Annotated in this window: 18 protein-coding genes and 1 pseudogene; 8 read left to right on the top strand and 11 right to left on the bottom strand. The window is 58.6% G+C overall.

Annotated elements, in window-relative coordinates; translation table 11 throughout:
* Positions 1–129 precede the first annotated feature (129 nt).
* Together gmk and HU718_RS00165 are read right to left on the bottom strand one after the other, a co-directional pair.
* Positions 130–750, bottom strand: coding sequence for a guanylate kinase (gene gmk / locus HU718_RS00170; protein WP_008078609.1), 621 nt, complete (start codon positions 748–750; stop codon positions 130–132).
* A 12-nt stretch (positions 751–762) separates the two neighbouring features.
* Complete coding sequence (locus HU718_RS00165) at positions 763–1,626, bottom strand: YicC/YloC family endoribonuclease (RefSeq protein ID WP_186613328.1); 864 nt, start codon at positions 1,624–1,626, stop codon at positions 763–765.
* A 269-nt stretch (positions 1,627–1,895) separates the two neighbouring features.
* Here HU718_RS00165 and rph point away from each other — a divergent pair, with 269 nt between their 5' ends.
* From rph to gltS, 3 genes are all read left to right on the top strand, one after another.
* On the top strand, positions 1,896–2,618 hold the full coding sequence (rph, locus tag HU718_RS00160) for a ribonuclease PH (RefSeq protein WP_016985814.1): 723 nt from the start codon (positions 1,896–1,898) through the stop codon (positions 2,616–2,618).
* Positions 2,619–2,646: 28 nt separating this feature from the next.
* Positions 2,647–3,015 (top strand): DUF4870 domain-containing protein, encoded by a 369-nt coding sequence (locus HU718_RS00155; protein WP_007920344.1) that lies wholly within the window; start codon positions 2,647–2,649, stop codon positions 3,013–3,015.
* Between the two features lie 364 nt (positions 3,016–3,379).
* Entirely contained in the window at positions 3,380–4,588 is a 1,209-nt protein-coding gene (gene gltS / locus HU718_RS00150; protein WP_077575045.1) for a sodium/glutamate symporter, read from the top strand.
* A gap of 80 nt (positions 4,589–4,668) precedes the next feature.
* Here the strand turns inward: gltS and crc are convergent, their stop codons facing one another.
* Positions 4,669–5,448, bottom strand: a complete 780-nt coding sequence (gene crc / locus HU718_RS00145; RefSeq protein ID WP_007920349.1) for a catabolite repression control protein Crc — start codon at positions 5,446–5,448, stop codon at positions 4,669–4,671.
* Positions 5,449–5,530: 82 nt separating this feature from the next.
* On the opposite strand from crc, the gene pyrE reads away from it, so the two are divergent.
* The gene (gene pyrE, locus HU718_RS00140) at positions 5,531–6,175 is read left to right on the top strand and encodes an orotate phosphoribosyltransferase (RefSeq protein WP_008078597.1); all 645 of its coding nucleotides are present in this window, start codon (positions 5,531–5,533) and stop codon (positions 6,173–6,175) included.
* A gap of 167 nt (positions 6,176–6,342) precedes the next feature.
* Here pyrE and argB read toward each other — a convergent pair whose 3' ends face one another.
* The 4 genes and pseudogenes from argB to coaBC form a co-directional block, all read right to left on the bottom strand.
* The gene (argB, locus tag HU718_RS00135) at positions 6,343–7,248 is read right to left on the bottom strand and encodes an acetylglutamate kinase (protein ID WP_186613330.1); all 906 of its coding nucleotides are present in this window, start codon (positions 7,246–7,248) and stop codon (positions 6,343–6,345) included.
* A 17-nt stretch (positions 7,249–7,265) separates the two neighbouring features.
* Positions 7,266–8,642 (bottom strand): annotated as a pseudogene (locus tag HU718_RS00130) (phosphomannomutase/phosphoglucomutase); the annotation flags it as partial.
* Positions 8,643–8,966: 324 nt separating this feature from the next.
* The gene (gene dut, locus HU718_RS00125; protein ID WP_038359240.1) at positions 8,967–9,422 is read right to left on the bottom strand and encodes a dUTP diphosphatase; all 456 of its coding nucleotides are present in this window, start codon (positions 9,420–9,422) and stop codon (positions 8,967–8,969) included.
* 5 nt (positions 9,423–9,427) lie between these two features.
* Complete coding sequence (gene coaBC / locus HU718_RS00120) at positions 9,428–10,636, bottom strand: bifunctional phosphopantothenoylcysteine decarboxylase/phosphopantothenate--cysteine ligase CoaBC (protein WP_122604565.1); 1,209 nt, start codon at positions 10,634–10,636, stop codon at positions 9,428–9,430.
* A gap of 133 nt (positions 10,637–10,769) precedes the next feature.
* Between coaBC and radC the strand changes: the two genes are divergently transcribed.
* Positions 10,770–11,444: a RadC family protein gene (gene radC, locus HU718_RS00115; protein ID WP_102901456.1), complete on the top strand. Its 675-nt coding sequence runs from the start codon at positions 10,770–10,772 to the stop codon at positions 11,442–11,444.
* Positions 11,445–11,521: 77 nt separating this feature from the next.
* Here radC and HU718_RS00110 read toward each other — a convergent pair whose 3' ends face one another.
* Both HU718_RS00110 and HU718_RS00105 read right to left on the bottom strand, forming a co-directional pair.
* Positions 11,522–13,111: an ABC transporter substrate-binding protein gene (locus HU718_RS00110; RefSeq protein WP_186613332.1), complete on the bottom strand. Its 1,590-nt coding sequence runs from the start codon at positions 13,109–13,111 to the stop codon at positions 11,522–11,524.
* 74 nt (positions 13,112–13,185) lie between these two features.
* Complete coding sequence (locus HU718_RS00105) at positions 13,186–13,524, bottom strand: hypothetical protein (protein WP_186613334.1); 339 nt, start codon at positions 13,522–13,524, stop codon at positions 13,186–13,188.
* 35 nt (positions 13,525–13,559) lie between these two features.
* On the opposite strand from HU718_RS00105, the gene rpmB reads away from it, so the two are divergent.
* Both rpmB and rpmG read left to right on the top strand, forming a co-directional pair.
* A complete protein-coding gene (rpmB, locus tag HU718_RS00100) occupies positions 13,560–13,793 on the top strand; it encodes a 50S ribosomal protein L28 (protein ID WP_007920377.1) in 234 nt (77 codons plus the stop codon).
* 11 nt (positions 13,794–13,804) lie between these two features.
* Positions 13,805–13,960 carry a 50S ribosomal protein L33 gene (gene rpmG, locus HU718_RS00095; RefSeq protein WP_003177274.1) on the top strand — a complete coding sequence of 52 codons (156 nt, stop codon included), beginning with the start codon at positions 13,805–13,807 and terminating at the stop codon, positions 13,958–13,960.
* A gap of 76 nt (positions 13,961–14,036) precedes the next feature.
* Here rpmG and HU718_RS00090 read toward each other — a convergent pair whose 3' ends face one another.
* Both HU718_RS00090 and HU718_RS00085 read right to left on the bottom strand, forming a co-directional pair.
* Entirely contained in the window at positions 14,037–14,246 is a 210-nt protein-coding gene (locus HU718_RS00090; RefSeq protein WP_095119814.1) for a peptidase inhibitor, read from the bottom strand.
* Between the two features lie 159 nt (positions 14,247–14,405).
* On the bottom strand, positions 14,406–14,768 hold the full coding sequence (locus tag HU718_RS00085; RefSeq protein ID WP_064389555.1) for a cupin domain-containing protein: 363 nt from the start codon (positions 14,766–14,768) through the stop codon (positions 14,406–14,408).
* A 239-nt stretch (positions 14,769–15,007) separates the two neighbouring features.
* Between HU718_RS00085 and HU718_RS00080 the strand changes: the two genes are divergently transcribed.
* Positions 15,008–16,501, top strand: a complete 1,494-nt coding sequence (locus HU718_RS00080) for an aldehyde dehydrogenase (protein ID WP_186613336.1) — start codon at positions 15,008–15,010, stop codon at positions 16,499–16,501.
* Positions 16,502–16,630: the final 129 nt, after the last annotated feature.

Raw genomic sequence — 16,630 nt, 5'->3', positions numbered from 1 at the left:
GGTGGGCGAGCGGACTGAGCAGTTTAAAAAATCACCAGCGATTAGGGAAGCGCTGATTTTTTGACCAGACCCTTCGACGCGCTGCAAGTACCAATGTAAAGCGCTTGCAGCGGTTTTGGGAAGTGCTGATTAACCGAGCAATTCGGCCAGCAATTTGCCGAAACGTACCTGCTGGCGTTTCTGCTGGAGTTGATTGGCGCGGAAAATCGCCTTCAGATCGTCCAGTGCGTGAGCAAAATCGTCGTTGATGATCAGGTAGTCGTACTCGACATAGTGACTCATCTCGCTGACCGCTTCGCGCATCCGGCCGTCGATGATCTCATCGCTGTCCTGGCCGCGGTTGGTCAGGCGCTGGTGCAGGGCCTGAAGCGACGGCGGCAGGATAAAGATCGAGCGTGCTTGCGGCATCAGCTTGCGTACTTGCTCGGCGCCTTGCCAGTCGATTTCCAGAATCAGGTCGTGACCTTCGTCCAGCGTCTGCTGCAGGCGGCTTTGCGAGGTGCCGTAGAAGTTGCCGAAGACTTCGGCGCGTTCGAGGAAGTCGCCGTGCTCGCCCATTTTCACGAACTCTTCGCGGGTCACGAAGTGATAGTTCACGCCGTCCACTTCACCCGGGCGCATGGCGCGGGTGGTGTGGGAAACCGAAACGCGAATTTCCGGTATGGCGTCGGTCAAGGCCTTGACCAGGCTGCTCTTGCCCGCGCCCGATGGCGCGGAAATGATGTACAGGGTGCCGGTGCTGTGGGTCATGTCGGGGTAGCCTTACTCAATATTCTGCACTTGTTCGCGCATCTGCTCGATCAACACCTTGAGGTTGACGGCGGCTTGGGTGCTGCGCGGGTCGAAGGCCTTGGAGCCCAGTGTGTTGGCTTCGCGGTTGAGTTCCTGCATCAGGAAGTCCAGGCGCCGACCGGCGGCACCACCGGATTTGAGCACCCGGCGCACTTCGATGATGTGGGTGCTCAAGCGATCCAGTTCTTCGGCCACGTCGCTCTTTTGCGCGAGGATGACCATTTCCTGTTCGAGACGCTGCGGATCCAGTTCGGCCTTCATGTCGGCGAAGCGATCGAGGACTTTCTGGCGCTGGGTCGCAAGCATTTGCGGCACCAGTTCACGCAGGGTCACCACGTCTTCTTCAATGGAGGTCAGGCGCTCGTTGATCAGGCGTGCCAGCTCCGCGCCTTCGCGCTCGCGGCCAGCCTTCAGCTCTTTCAGGCCTTGATTGAACAGGGTCAGCGCGTCGGCATTCAGCGCCTGCGGGTCGGTCGCATCGCCTACCAGCACGCCGGGCCAGGCCAGCACTTCCAGCGGATTCAATGCGGCAGGATTCTTGATCAGACCAGCGACCGTCTCAGCGGCGGCGACCAACTGCGCGGCGCGCTCGCGATCGATTTGCAGTGTTTTGCCGGTGCTTTCTTCGGTGAAACGCAGGGTGCATTCGAGTTTGCCTCGCGACAGGCCCTGACGCAGCGCTTCACGTACCGCGCCTTCGAGGTCGCGAAACGACTCCGGCAGGCGCAGGTGGGGCTCCAGATAGCGGCTGTTGACCGAGCGCAGCTCCCAGCTCAGGGTGCCCTGTGCGCCGGCTTTTTCGACGCGGGCGAAGGCGGTCATGCTGTGCACCATGGCGGTGACCTCGCAATGCAGATCGGCGCAGCAGGATGTTCCGCAGGCTCGATATCAATGAATTTAAGCCGACTGGCAGCAAAGGCGCAGGATTGTAGCGCAGTGCGGCGAATGCGCCCAAACACACGGTGTGACAAAGGGCTGCAGCCCGTCGGTAATCGGTGTTTCAGGGGCTTTGATCGTCGCCCGGATTTTTTAACGAGTGCCCAGGCGCGGTACAGCGCTCTATAATGCTCGGCAGTTTTCCGTCCCCAGTACAGGTATTCCCTATGAAACGTCCAAGTGGTCGCGCTGCCGATCAGCTCCGCTCGATCCGCATTACCCGCAACTACACCAAACACGCCGAGGGATCCGTACTGGTCGAATTCGGTGATACCAAAGTCATCTGCACCGTCAGCGTCGAAAACGGCGTGCCGCGTTTCCTCAAGGGACAGGGCCAAGGCTGGTTGACTGCCGAATACGGCATGCTGCCGCGCGCCACTGGCGAGCGTAACCAGCGTGAAGCGAGCCGTGGCAAGCAGGGCGGTCGCACCCTGGAAATCCAGCGTCTGATCGGTCGTTCCCTGCGCGCGGCGCTGGACATGTCCAAGCTGGGCGACGTGACCCTGTACGTCGACTGCGACGTGATCCAGGCTGACGGTGGTACTCGCACCGCTTCGATCACCGGCGCTATGGTTGCGCTGGTTGATGCATTGAAAGTGATCAAGAAGCGTGGTGGCCTGAAGGGCGGCGATCCGCTCAAGCAGATGATTGGTGCCGTGTCGGTCGGTATGTATCAGGGCGAGGCCGTGCTGGATCTGGACTATCTTGAAGATTCTGCTGCCGAGACTGACCTCAACGTAGTGATGACCAGCACCGGTGGTTTCATCGAAGTGCAGGGCACCGCCGAAGGCGCGCCGTTCCAGCCTGAAGACTTGAACGCCATGCTGGAGCTGGCCAAGCAGGGCATGAACGAAATCTTCGAACTGCAAAAGGCTGCACTGGCCGACTGAGCAGGTTGATAACCGCAAGGAGGACGCGATGAGTGACGAGCAAGAGTTGCTGCCCAAACCGAGCCAAGAGGTTCGCCAATGGGCGATGTTTTGTCACTTGTCCGCCTTGCTGGGGATCTGGATTCCGTTCGGCAATCTGATCGGACCGTTGATCCTCTGGCAGATGAAGCGCGAAACGGACCCGTTCATCGATGCTCAAGGTAAAGAGGCGCTGAATTTTCAGATTACCGTCGCCATCGCATCGTTGATCTGCTTTCTGTTGATGGTGTTGATCATCGGTTTCTTTCTGTTGGGAATACTGGCTATCGGCGCACTGGTTTTGACGATCATTGCGGGGGTGAAGGCTAATGAAGGCTTCCCGTACCGATATCCGTTTACCTGGCGGTTGATCAAATAAAAGCTCGCCCAGTTTAAAAAATGCCCTGAGATGTCAGGGCATTTTTATTTTCGACCATAAAGTTATCTCTTCGGTATGTAGGGATAATCTTGTTGCGATGAGTGGCAAGTAACATTTTATATCAATGGCGTAATTACACTTTTTGTCACAACTGCAGTGGCTTGGTTCTGGTTCATATCATTGGAATCACAGATGGCGATTGTTAAAGTTGCCGGGCTAATATTTCTTCTGAAATATTAAGATATATTCAAGCCAACGAAGGCTCTTGAATTCCACAGTAATCAGTGTTGAGACAATCAGCCGGTTCATGAGGCGGGTGCAGGTAAAAAGCGCGCCTCTGAATATATAGCCAAGAATAATCCCAATGATTCAGCTCGATTTTTACGGAACACTTGTGGCCGCGTCCTTAGTACTTCTGCTAGGGCGCGGGCTAGTTAGGCGTGTTGGTTTCATGCGCAGTTACAATATCCCTGAACCTGTAGCGGGTGGGCTGGTAGTTGCCTTGCTGTTGTTGCTGCTGCGAACGTTCGATGTTGAAGTTCGTTTCGATACTTCCCTGCAGACACCTTTGATGCTGGCCTTTTTTGCCACCATCGGTTTAAGCGCAGACTTCGCCAGTCTGAAGAAAGGTGGTCGGATAGTGGGGATATTTCTCCTGGCGGTCACCGGGCTGTTGGTGGTGCAGAATGCGATGGGGATCGGGTTGGCAAAAATGCTCGGGCTCGATCCATTGATGGGGCTGCTAACCGGATCGATCACCCTGGCGGGCGGTCATGGAACCGGCGCTGCTTGGGGCACGGTATTCAGCGAGAAGTACGGTCTGGCCTCAGCGTCCGAACTGGCGATGGCTTCCGCGACGTTTGGTCTGGTGCTGGGTGGTTTGATCGGCGGGCCGGTGGCGCGGTTGCTCATCAAGCGTGTGGAAGTGCCGGGTTGCAATCAGCAGGACGCGCCACGATTGCCAAAAGGTTTCGAGCAGCCGAACAAGGAGCGCTCGATCACGCCCTTTTCGTTTGTCGAAACCCTGGCGCTGATTGCAGTCAGCCTGCTGGCGGGCAATCTGTTGAATGGGCTGCTGCACGGGACTGCATTCGAGTTGCCGACGTTTGTTTGCGTCCTGTTTGTAGGCGTGGTGTTGCGCAACGGTCTTTCAGCGTTGGGCTTGTATCAGGTGTTTGAGCGTGAGGTCTCGGTACTGGGCAATGTCAGCCTGTCGCTGTTTCTGGCGATCGCCCTGATGTCGCTCAAGTTGTGGGATCTGGCCGCACTGGCGTTACCGATCTTCATCATTCTGGCGGTGCAGGCACTGGTCATGGCGCTGTTTGCGATCTTCGTGACGTTCCGGGTGATGGGCCGCAACTACGATGCGGCCGTGCTGGCGGCAGGGCATTGCGGTTTTGGCCTGGGCGCCACGCCGACGGCCATTGCCAACATGCAGGCCGTGACGCAGCGCTACGGCCCCTCGCAGATCGCGTTTCTGGTGGTGCCGATGGTCGGGGCGTTCTTCATCGACATTATCAATGTCGTCGTGATCAAGCTGTACTTGATGTTGCCGTTCTTCGCCGCCGTCTGAGTTCGATTCCGCCTTGAGCGCAGGCATAAAAAATGCCCGTATCTTGCGATACGGGCATTTTTTGTACGGCGAAACGTCGCTTAGATGGTCAGCGTCCAGTCGTAGTCGACAATCAGCGGCGCGTGCTGCGAGAACCGCGGCTGACGTGGCAGGCGTGCGCTGCGTACGAAGCGTCGCAGCCCTGGAGTCAGGATCTGGTAGTCGAAGCGCCAGCCCAGATTGAGCATCTCGGCCTGTTCGTTGTCCGGCCACCAACTGTACTGGTCGCCTTCGCGGCTCACTTCGCGCAGGGCATCGACATAGCCCATGTTGCCGACAATCTCGTCCATCCAGGCGCGTTCAGGCGCCAGGAAGCCCGGGGATTGCTGGCTGTCGCGCCAGTTCTTGATGTCGAGCTTCTGCTGCGCCACGTACAGCGAGCCACAATAAATGTACTCGCGACGTTTGCGTCGCTGTTTGTCCAGGTACTTGCCGAAGTCGTCCATGAGCTTGAACTTCTGGTTCAAGTCTTCATCGCCGTTCATCCCCGAAGGGAGCAGCAAGGTGGCAATACTGACTTTGTCGAAATCTGCTTGCAGGTAGCGCCCGTAGCGGTCGGCCGTCTCGAAACCGAGACCGCTGATGACAGCCTTCGGTTGCAACCGCGAGTACAAAGCCACGCCGCCTTGGGCAGGGACTTCAGCATCGCAGGCATAAAGGAAGTAGCCATCCAGTTGGAAGGCTGGGTCATCCAGTTCAAAGGCGGAGGCACGGGTGTCCTGCAGGCAGATGACGTCGGCATTCTGTGCTTGCAGCCAACTGAGCAAACCACGCTCGACTGCAGCCTGAATACCATTGACGTTCACACTGATGATCCGCATAAATGGCCCCAAAAATCGCGTGCGTGTATGATACACGGCGTCAAGCTAATTAGCTAAATCCGTGGTATTTGGGGTTTTTTTCATGCAAGCGTATCAGCGCGATTTCATTCGTTTTGCCATCGATCGCGGCGTTTTGCGCTTCGGTGAGTTCACCCTGAAGTCCGGGCGCACCAGTCCTTACTTCTTCAACGCCGGCCTGTTCAACTCGGGTTCGGCCCTCGCGCAGCTGGGGCGTTTCTACGCGGCAGCCATCGCTGAAAGCGGTATTCCCTTCGACGTTCTGTTTGGCCCGGCCTACAAAGGCATCCCGCTGGCGGCCACTACCGCCGTCGCGCTGGCCGAGCATCACGACCGTGACCTGCCATGGTGCTTCAACCGCAAGGAAGCCAAGGCCCACGGCGAAGGCGGCAGTCTGGTCGGTGCCCCGCTGACCGGCGACGTGCTGATCATCGACGACGTGATTACCGCCGGTACCGCAATCCGCGAAGTGATGCAGATCATCGCTTCCCAGGACGGCGCCAAGGCTGCCGGCGTGCTGATCGCACTGAACCGTCAGGAGCGTGGTAACGGCGAGTTGTCGGCGATCCAGGAAGTCGAGCGTGACTTCGGTATTCCGGTGATCAGCATTGTTTCGCTGAATCAGGTGCTGGAATTCCTCGCCGATGATCCGCAGCTCAAGCAACACCTGCCCGCCGTGGAAGCCTATCGCGCGCAGTTCGGCGTTTAACCGCAGAGCACTGTGGGAGCGAGCCTGCTCGCGAAGAGGGCTTCACATTCAACATTGATGTGATGCAGAGACCGCTTTCGCGAGCAGGCTCGCTCCCACAGGAATTACCGGCAAAAAAAGACCCCGCTCAGTCAGGCTGAGCGGGGTCTTTTTATTTGCGCTTTCGCTTACGGACGCTTGCGATTGCTGATCAGCGTGCCCACACCGGTGTCGGTGAAGATTTCCAGCAGGATCGCGTTCGGCACGCGACCGTCGATGATCAGCGAGCTGCCCACGCCGCCCTGTACCGCTTCCAGCGCGCAACGGATCTTCGGCAGCATGCCGCCGTAGATAGTGCCGTCGGCGATCAGGTCGTCGACCTGCTGGGTGCTCAGGCCGGTCAGTACGGTGCCCGACTTGTCCATCAGGCCGGCGATGTTGGTCAGCAGCATCAGCTTCTCGGCTTTCAGCGCCTCGGCGACTTTACCGGCCACCAGATCCGCGTTGATGTTGTACGACTCGCCGTTCTCACCCACGCCAATCGGCGCAATCACCGGAATAAAGTTGCCTTTGACCAGCAGGTTCAGCAGTTCGGTGTTGATCCCGACCACTTCGCCCACCTGACCGATGTCGATGATTTCCGGCTGGGTCATCTCCGGTGTCTGGCGGGTGACGGTCAGTTTCTTCGCACGAATCAGCCCGGCATCTTTACCGGTCAGGCCGATGGCGCTGCCGCCATGGCGGTTGATCAGGTTGACGATGCTTTTGTTGACCTGGCCGCCGAGGACCATTTCCACGACGTCCATGGTTGCTGCGTCGGTAACACGCATGCCATCGACGAAGTGGCTTTCGATCGACAGGCGCTTGAGCAGATCACCGATCTGCGGGCCGCCGCCGTGCACGACCACCGGATTGATGCCCACGGCTTTCATCAGCACGATGTCGCGGGCGAAGCCGGTTTTCAGCTCCTCGCTTTCCATCGCGTTGCCGCCGTATTTGATCACCAGGGTCTTGCCGACATAGCGTCGGATGTAAGGCAGCGCTTCGGACAGGACCTTGGCAGTGTTGGCGGCGGCATCGCGTTCGAGGGTCATTCAGGGCTCCGGGTGGATCAGAACGGTAGTTGGAGATCAGGTGCAACGCGTTTCAATTGGGCGTGGAACACGTCCTTGATGCGCTGTAATTCAGCCTCGTCATCGGCCTCGAAGCGCAGCACCAGCACCGGTGTGGTGTTGGAGGCGCGCACCAGGCCCCAGCCTTTGGCGTAATCGACTCGCACGCCGTCGATGGTGGTCAGGTCAGCGCCTGCGCCCCACTGTGCGTCGTGCAGTGCATCAATGATGCTGAATTTGCTCTCTTCGGTCACATGGATATTGATTTCCGGCGTAGAAATATCGTTCGGGAAGGTCGCAAACAACTCTTCCGCAGTGGATTTTTCCTTGCTGAGGATCTCCAGCAGCCGTGCGGCGCTGTAGATGCCGTCATCGAAACCGAACCAGCGCTCTTTGAAGAAGATATGCCCGCTCATTTCACCGGCCAACAGCGCGCCGGATTGTTTCATTTTCTTTTTGATCAACGAATGACCAGTCTTCCACATTAGCGGCCGACCACCGTATTCCTTGATCAGTGGTACCAGACGACGGGTGCATTTGACGTCGAAGATGATTTCCGCGTCCGGGTTGCGCGCCACCACGTCACGGGCGAACAGCATCAGCAGGCGATCGGGGTAGACGATGCTACCGGTGTTGGTCACCACGCCGACACGGTCGCCGTCGCCGTCGAAGGCCAGGCCGATGTCAGCGTTGGTTTCCTTGACCTTGGCGATCAGGTCGACGAGGTTCTCAGGCTTGCCCGGATCCGGGTGGTGGTTCGGGAAGTTGCCGTCGACTTCGCAGAACAGCGGGATGACTTCGCAGTTCAGCGCCTCGATCAATTGCGGGGCGATCACACCGGCCGCGCCATTGCCGCAGTCAACCACGACTTTCAGGCGTCGTGCCAGTTTGATGTCCTGGACGATTTCGGTGTTGTAGCGGTCGAGGATTTCGACCTGGGTGACGCTGCCGGTGCCGCTGCTCAAGTTGTTGCTCTTGAGGCGCTCGTGCAGGGCCTGGATCTGTTCGTTGGCGAGGGTGTCGCCGGCGATGACGATCTTGAAGCCGTTGTAGTTCGACGGGTTGTGACTGCCGGTGAGCATTACCCCGGACTTTCCGGCCAGCACGTTGGCGGCGTAGTACAGCGCCGGTGTCGGCACCAAGCCGACATCGCTGACGTGGCAGCCACTCTCGGCGATACCGCGAATCAGTTCTGCAACCAGCTCCGGGCCGGACAGGCGACCGTCGCGACCGACGGATACATTCGGCTCGCCTTGGGCCAGGCTCTGCGAACCGATGGCGCGGCCGATCCAGTAAGCGGTCTCGGCATTAAGGAATTCCGGCACAGTGCCACGAATGTCATAGGCGCGGAAAATGCTGTCAGGCAGCTTCGGGGCAATCTTGGCTGGGGTGCTCATCTACGGAAATGCTCCATCTCGAAAGTGGCGGGACAGACCGACGAATCGTTCGACGGCAGGCTCAAACTGAAGGGTATGACGGCGTTTTTCACAGAGAGTTCGTGGTGTGAAAGGGCCATGACGCCTCGGCTGGCGTGGCTTTGGGCCGGCAGAACCTTGATTTTCGGTGTGAAAACCTGCTGCTGAAATTGCACAAATTTCCCCTGTAGGAGCTGCCGAAGGCTGCGATCCTTTGACTTGGTTTTTTAAGATCAAGATCAAAAGATCGCAGCCTGCGGCAGCTCCTACAGAAGATGACTCCGGTTACTTAGTGCCGGTATGGCCAAACCCGCCGGTGCCGCGTTCGGTTTCAACGAACTCTTCAACCATTTCGAAGTGCGCCTGCACCACCGGTACCAGCACCAGTTGCGCCAGACGTTCGCCGACGGTCATGGTGAAATCGGTCTGGCCACGGTTCCAGCAGGACACCATCAGCGGGCCCTGGTAATCCGAATCGATCAGGCCGACGAGATTGCCCAGCACGATCCCGTGTTTATGGCCCATGCCCGAGCGCGGCAGGATCAGCGCGGCGAGGTTCGGGTCGCCGATGTAAACCGACAGACCGGTGGGGATCAGCACGGTTTCACCCGGTTTGATCACGATGTCCTGATCCAGCATGGCGCGCAGGTCGAGGCCGGCGGAGCCCGGGGTGGCGTATTGCGGCAGCGGGAAATCGGTGCCGATGCGTGGGTCGAGGATCTTGGCTTGCAAAGCGTGCATGTAAATTAAACCTGGTTCAGACGTTCGGCGATAAAAGTGACCAGTTGGCGAGCGATCTTGCTCTTGCTGGTCTGGGCGAAAACCGTGGCGTGCAGCTCACGGTCAATCACGCTGCAGGCGTTTTCTTCACTGTTGAAACCGATGCTCGGGTTGGCGACGTCGTTGGCGACGATCAAATCGAGATTCTTGTCCTTCAGCTTGCGCGCAGCGTAGTCGAGCAGGTGTTCGGTCTCGGCGGCGAAGCCGACACTGAACGGACGGTCGGGACGGGTCGCGATGGTGGCCAGGATGTCCGGGTTACGCACCATTTGCAGGACGAAGCCGTCACCGCTCGTAGGATCTTTCTTGAGTTTTTGCGGGGCAACAACTTCCGGACGGTAGTCCGCAACGGCTGCCGAGGCGATGAACACGTCGCACGGAATCGCCGATTCGCAGGCCGCGAGCATGTCGCGAGCGCTGACCACATCGATGCGCGTGACGCGATCCGGCGTCGGCAGGTGCACCGGGCCGCTGATCAAGGTGACGCGGGCGCCGGCTTCAACTGCGGCTTCGGCGAGGGCAAAGCCCATTTTTCCGGAGCTGTGGTTGGTGATGTAGCGCACCGGGTCGATGTTTTCCTGGGTCGGGCCGGCGGTAATCACCACGTGTTTACCGGTCAGCGCCTGCCGCTGGAAGCAGTCCGCGGCGCATTGCGCCAGATCGGTGGCTTCCATCATGCGGCCCATGCCGACGTCGCCGCAGGCCTGACTGCCCGATGCCGGGCCGAAGGTCTTCAGGCCACGGCTTTCCAGGAGTTGCAGGTTGGCCTGGGTCGCCGGATCGCGCCACATCGCCTGATTCATTGCCGGAGCAACGGCGACGACAGCGTCGGTGGCCAGCACCAGGGTGGTCAGCAAATCGTTGGCAATGCCTTGGGCCAGGCGGGCGAGCAGGTCGGCGGTGGCCGGGGCGATCAGCACCAGATCGGCCCACTTGGCCAGCTCGATGTGGCCCATCGCGGCTTCGGCGGCCGGGTCGAGCAAGTCGAGGTGCACCGGGTGGCCAGACAAGGCTTGCATGGTCAGCGGGGTAATGAACTCGGCGCCGCCATGGGTCATGACCACGCGCACTTCGGCGCCCTGGTCGATCAGGCGACGAACCAGATCAGCGCTCTTGTAGGCCGCGATGCCGCCGCCGACGCCCAGAACGATGCGTTTCCGATACAGCCGCTGCATAGGTCTGCCTTTCATTTCGTTGATGACTGCGATGCGATGCCCCTCCCCAGGGTTGAATCGACCGCAAAAAAGATGGGCTACGATATCACAGCGACCGCTACGGAACAGCGGCGCCCACAGACAGGGAATGTGTATGAGTATTCGCGATTGGCCTGCGGCGGAACGCCCGCGGGAAAGGTTATTGGAGCACGGGGCAGCGAGCCTTTCGGACGCTGAGTTATTGGCGATTTTTCTGCGCACCGGATTGCCCGGAATAAGCGCTGTGGACCTGGCGCGCAATCTGTTGACTCAATTCGGCAGCCTGCGTTTGCTGCTTGAGGCCGATCAGCACGCATTCAGCAAACAATTAGGGCTCGGGCCGGCGAAGTTTGCGCAACTGCAGGCGGCTCAGGAAATGAACAGGCGGCATCTGGCTGAGAAATCACGGCAGAAACCAGCCCTGGAAAACCCTCAAGTCGTTCGCGATTATCTGAAAGCGATGCTGCGTCACGAACCGCATGAGGTGTTTGGTTGCCTGTTTCTCGACTCCAAACATCAAGTACTGAATTTCGAGATACTTTTTCGTGGCTCGATCGACAACACCAGCGTGCATCCCCGCGAGGTTGTGAAGCGATGTCTGGCCAATAACGCCGCTGCGTTGATCCTGTGCCACAACCATCCATCGGGGAACACTGACCCCAGTCAGGCTGATCGATTGCTGACCAAGCGTTTGCAGAAGGCGCTGGAGCTGATTGATGTGCGGGTGCTCGATCACTTCATCGTGGGCGATGGTGAGCCGCTGTCGATGGCTGAGTGTGGCTGGATGTAAAAAAGCAGCGGCAAGCATCGAGCGGCAAGCGGCAAGCTAGAGCCATGCGCGGAGGGCTCTAGCTTGAGGCTTGTCGCTTACGGCTTGACGCTGGTTTTGGAGTAGTCCTGACGGCCAAACGGGCTTACCGAGTAACCCTGTACGTCCTTACGCGTCAGTGCGTAGGCGGTCGGGTGCGCCAGCGGTAGCCACAACGCCTGCTGCTGAATCTGCGTCTGCGCCTGTTCGTACAGCTTGGTGCGCACGCCTTGTTCGCTGGTGGTCTTGCCGGCACTGATCAGCTTGTCCAGATCGGCATTGCAGTAGCGGGCGAAGTTGGTGCCCGATTTGACCGCCGCACAGGAAAACTGCGGCGTTAGGAAGTTGTCCGGGTCACCGTTGTCACCCGCCCAACCCATGAACAACAGATCATGCTCGCCGGCCTTGGCGCGGCGGATCAATTCACCCCACTCGATCACGCGGATTTCCGCCTGAATGCCAATTTCCGCCAGGTCTGACTGCAACATCTGTGCGCCGAGGCTTGGATTCGGGTTGAGCAGGCTGCCTGACGGACGCGTCCAGATAGTGGTCTGGAAACCATCCTTCAAACCGGCCTTGACCATCAGCGCCTTGGCTTTGGCGATGTCATGCGGATAGCCCGGCAGGTTCTTCGCGTAACTCCAGGTGTTCGGCGGGTAAGGGCCGTTGGCCGCTTCGGCGGTGTCTTCAAACACAGCCTTGATGTAGTTGGCCTTGTCGAAGGCGAGGTTGATCGCCTGACGCACTTCCGGCTTGTCCAGCGGCGGATGCTGGCTGTTGATGCCAACGAAAGCGGTCATGAACGCGTCAGTCTTTTCGACTTTTAGCGTCGGTTCTTTCAGCGCGGCTTGTACGTCGAGTGGTTTCGGCGAGAGGGCGATCTGGCATTCGTTGCGCCGTAGCTTTTGCAGGCGCACGTTGGCGTCCGGGGTGATGGCGAAGATCAACGGATCCACCGCAGGCTTGCCGCCGAAGTAATCCGGGTTGGCCTTGTAGCGGATGGCTGCATCTTTCTGGAAACGGTTGAAGACGAACGGGCCGGTGCCGATCGGCTGGCTGTTGAGCTTGTCGGTCGCGCCGGCCTTCATCAGTTTGTCGGCGTATTCGGCGGAGTAGATCGAAGCGAAGCCCATGCTCAGAGTCGCCAGGAACGTCGAATCCGGGTGATCAAGGGTGAAGCGCACGGTGAGCGGATCGAGGGCGTCGATCTTCTTGATCAGCGCGGGCAACTGCATCGATTGCGCATGGGGGAAGCCGCTCTGGGCGACTTTGTGCCACGGATTGGCCGGGTCGAGCATGCGGTCGAAGCTGAATTTGACGTCTTCGGCGGTCAGTTCACGGCTTGGCTTGAAGTATTCGGTGGTGTGAAATTTCACCTGCGGACGCAGCTTGAACACGTAAGTCTGGCCGTCGGTGCTGACTTCCCAGCTGTCGGCCAGGCTCGGCACGACTTTGCCGCTGGCGGTGTCGAAATCCACCAGGCGATTCATCAGCACGTCGGCCGAGGCGTTGGTGGTGGTCAGCGAGTTGTATTGCACCACGTCGAACCCTTCAGGGCTGGCCTCGGTGCAGACGCTCAGCGCGGCGGCCTGGGCCAGGGGGCTCAGCAGGAGCGGGGCGAGCAACAGGGGTAGGGCAGCGAGGCGCATGGTCGGTTTCCTTTTACAGATCGAAGGCCCATCTGCAAGTGCAGTCTGGAAAAGGCCTACCCTAGAGGTCTGGATTACAAATGACTATCCCCTTTTTGCTTTTTCGGGGCACAGTGATGGCCGTTTTTCAGACTGCGGCGCGCGGTAAAAAGTCTGGATTGCCTGTAAGGACGATTTTCTGCGACGAGTGGTAAAAATCGATGCCAGCCTTTATCCAAGGCGTTCGCAGGATGAAAAAGCGCCTTTTTGTGGATTGATTGCACACCGATTGTTGTTGCTCCGAAGTCTTTCTGGTATAAAGCAGCGCTCTTTTCTAGGGGCCCGGTTCCTTCACTGTAGGTGTAGCCGGTAAGACCTCTAAAGAAACGCGGCGCCTGGCGCCAAATGACTGAGAGATTAAGCGGCCAACCCATGCCGGGTTGGGCATGTGGTTTTAGAGGGCTGAGGCATGTCGAGAGTATGTCAAGTTACCGGTAAGGGTCCGGTGACTGGGAATAACATTTCCCACGCAAACAACAAAACCCGTCGTCGTTTCCTGCCGAACCTGCAGCATCACCGCTTCTGGGTTGAAGAAGAGAAACGTTTTGTGCGTCTGCGCGTATCTGCCAAAGGCATGCGTATCATCGACAAGCGTGGCATCACTGTCGTGCTCGCCGAACTTCGCCGCGATGGCAAGATTTAAGGGAGCTAATCATGCGTGAATTGATTCGTTTGATCTCGAGCGCCGGTACTGGTCACTTCTACACTACCGACAAGAACAAGCGTACTACCCCGGACAAAATCGAGATCAAGAAATATGATCCGGTTGTTCGCAAGCACGTGATCTACAAGGAAGGCAAAATCAAGTAATTGATTTTTCCGGACTTACGAAAAAGGCCCGTATCTCACGATACGGGCCTTTTTTGTTGCCTTGAAGCGTGATCGATCAACCACAGATCAGTTCAATGATCTCGTTTTTCTCGTTGACCAGGACCCTGATGCGGTCCGCATCAGTGCGCAGGTTGTACATGCCGTCCGGCACTTCGAGGCGATGCTTTGTTACTCCGGCTGCGTTGCGCACAGCGAGCAGGTTGTCAGTAGTAGCAAAATCACCGAGGAAAAATTGCGCGTTGTAGAGATTGCATTGGCTGGACATTGTGCCTCCTTGCTTTGGTTTGAGTTAAGGCCCCTTATTCATCGAATCAGACTAACCTCTTGGTTTGACTGATCTTTTCTCGATTCCTAAGCGACCAGTCGAAGTTTCACTCAAACCTGCTGGATATGCCTTACCCTGCTCGTCACCGTGTGTGTCGGATCAGGCTTTCTGTTCAAAGATCACATAGACCTTGCGGCAAGCCTCAAGCACTTCCCAAGTGCCGCGAAACCCCGCCGGAATCACAAACCGGTCGCCAACGCGCAACGTCTTGGCATTGCCCTCACCATCACGCAGCACCGAAACCCCCTGCAGAATCTCGCAGTATTCATGCTCGGTGTAGTTCACCGTCCACTGCCCAACCGCACCTTCCCACACGCCAACGCCCATCTGCCCACACGGGCTGTCGTATTGATGGAACACCGCTTGCTCAGGATCACCCTTGAGCACTTTCGCCGGATCCGGGCGATAGCGTTCGGCTTCGCTGCTGGTCAGGCTGATGTCGACGACGTTCTGGATGTTCATTGTTGTTATCCCCCGTGAATACGGCGCGATTGGCTGGAAAGGGCCAAAGTCTATGTTGATTAAAATCAACACCGCAAGGCCGTATGGCCACCTTATGTCAAATATATTGAAACAACCCCGGCCGCTGGTTTAGGGTGGCGGGTGCCTCTGGCCGAAAAACCGGCTGGCCGGGCAGAATTCTTGAGGACGCTGGCGAAGATCGCGCGGCGCTCGTATTCAACAAGCGGAGGACACTCGAAATGACCACCCTGACTCGTGCCGACTGGGAACAACGCGCCCGCGACCTGAAAATCGAAGGCCGCGCCTACCTGAATGGCGAATACACTGACGCCGTCTCCGGCGAGACCTTCGAGTGCATCAGCCCGGTCGATGGCCGTCTGCTCGGCAAGATTGCCAGCTGTGACGCCGCCGACGCCCAGCGCGCCGTGGAAAATGCCCGCGCCACCTTCAATTCCGGCGTCTGGTCGCGCCTGGCGCCGACCAAACGCAAAGCCACCATGATCCGTTTTGCCGGCCTGCTCAAGCAGCACGCCGAAGAACTGGCCCTGCTCGAAACCCTCGACATGGGCAAGCCGATCAGCGATTCGCTGTACATCGACGTCCCGGGCGCGGCGCAAGCGCTGAGCTGGAGCGGTGAGGCGATCGACAAGATTTACGACGAAGTTGCCGCTACACCGCACGATCAATTGGGTCTGGTGACCCGCGAGCCAGTGGGCGTGGTCGGTGCCATCGTGCCGTGGAACTTCCCATTGATGATGGCCTGCTGGAAACTCGGTCCGGCATTGTCGACCGGTAACTCGGTGATCCTCAAGCCGTCGGAAAAATCCCCGCTGACTGCCATCCGCATCGCCGAGTTGGCCGTTGAGGCCGGTATTCCGAAAGGCGTGCTCAACGTGCTGCCGGGCTACGGCCACACCGTCGGCAAGGCGCTGGCCCTGCACAACGATGTCGACACGCTGGTGTTCACCGGTTCGACCAAGATCGCCAAGCAACTGATGATCTACTCCGGCGAATCGAACATGAAACGCGTCTGGCTGGAAGCCGGCGGCAAGAGCCCGAACATCGTCTTTGCCGATGCTCCGGATCTGCAGGCCGCGGCTGAATCCGCCGCCAGCGCCATCGCCTTCAACCAGGGCGAAGTCTGCACCGCCGGTTCGCGTCTGCTGGTCGAGCGTTCGATCAAAGACAAGTTCCTGCCGATGGTGATCGAGGCGCTGAAAGCCTGGAAACCGGGCAATCCGCTGGACCCGGCGACCAATGTCGGTGCGTTGGTCGACACGCAGCAGATGAACACCGTGCTGTCGTACATCGAATCCGGTCATACCGATGGCGCCAAACTGGTCGCTGGCGGCAAGCGCATTCTGCAGGAAACCGGTGGCACTTATGTTGAGCCAACGATTTTCGACGGCGTGAGCAACGCGATGAAGATCGCGCAGGAAGAGATCTTCGGCCCGGTGCTGTCGGTGATCGCTTTTGACACCGCTGAAGAAGCGATCCAGATCGCCAACGACACGCCGTACGGCCTGGCCGCTGCGGTCTGGACCCAGGACATCTCCAAGGCGCACCTGACCGCCAAGGCGCTGCGTGCCGGTAGCGTGTGGGTCAATCAGTACGATGGCGGCGACATGACTGCGCCGTTCGGCGGCTTCAAACAGTCGGGCAACGGCCGCGACAAGTCGCTGCACGCGTTCGACAAATACACCGAGCTGAAGGCGACGTGGATCAAGCTGTAAGCCGTTAGGAGGTTCTGTTCGCAAGAGCAGAACCTCCAGACCAAGCAGATCCCCTGTGGGAGCGAGCCTGCTCGCGAAAGCGGTGTATCAGTCAGCCCATGTGCTGAATGTGCAGCCGTATTCGCGAGC

It is taken from the genome of Pseudomonas tensinigenes (assembly GCF_014268445.2).
In the GTDB taxonomy this organism is placed as follows: Bacteria; Pseudomonadota; Gammaproteobacteria; order Pseudomonadales; family Pseudomonadaceae; genus Aquipseudomonas; species Aquipseudomonas tensinigenes.
Note: the sequence above shows the minus strand (reverse complement) of the source record. Positions and strands in the feature narration are given on the sequence as shown.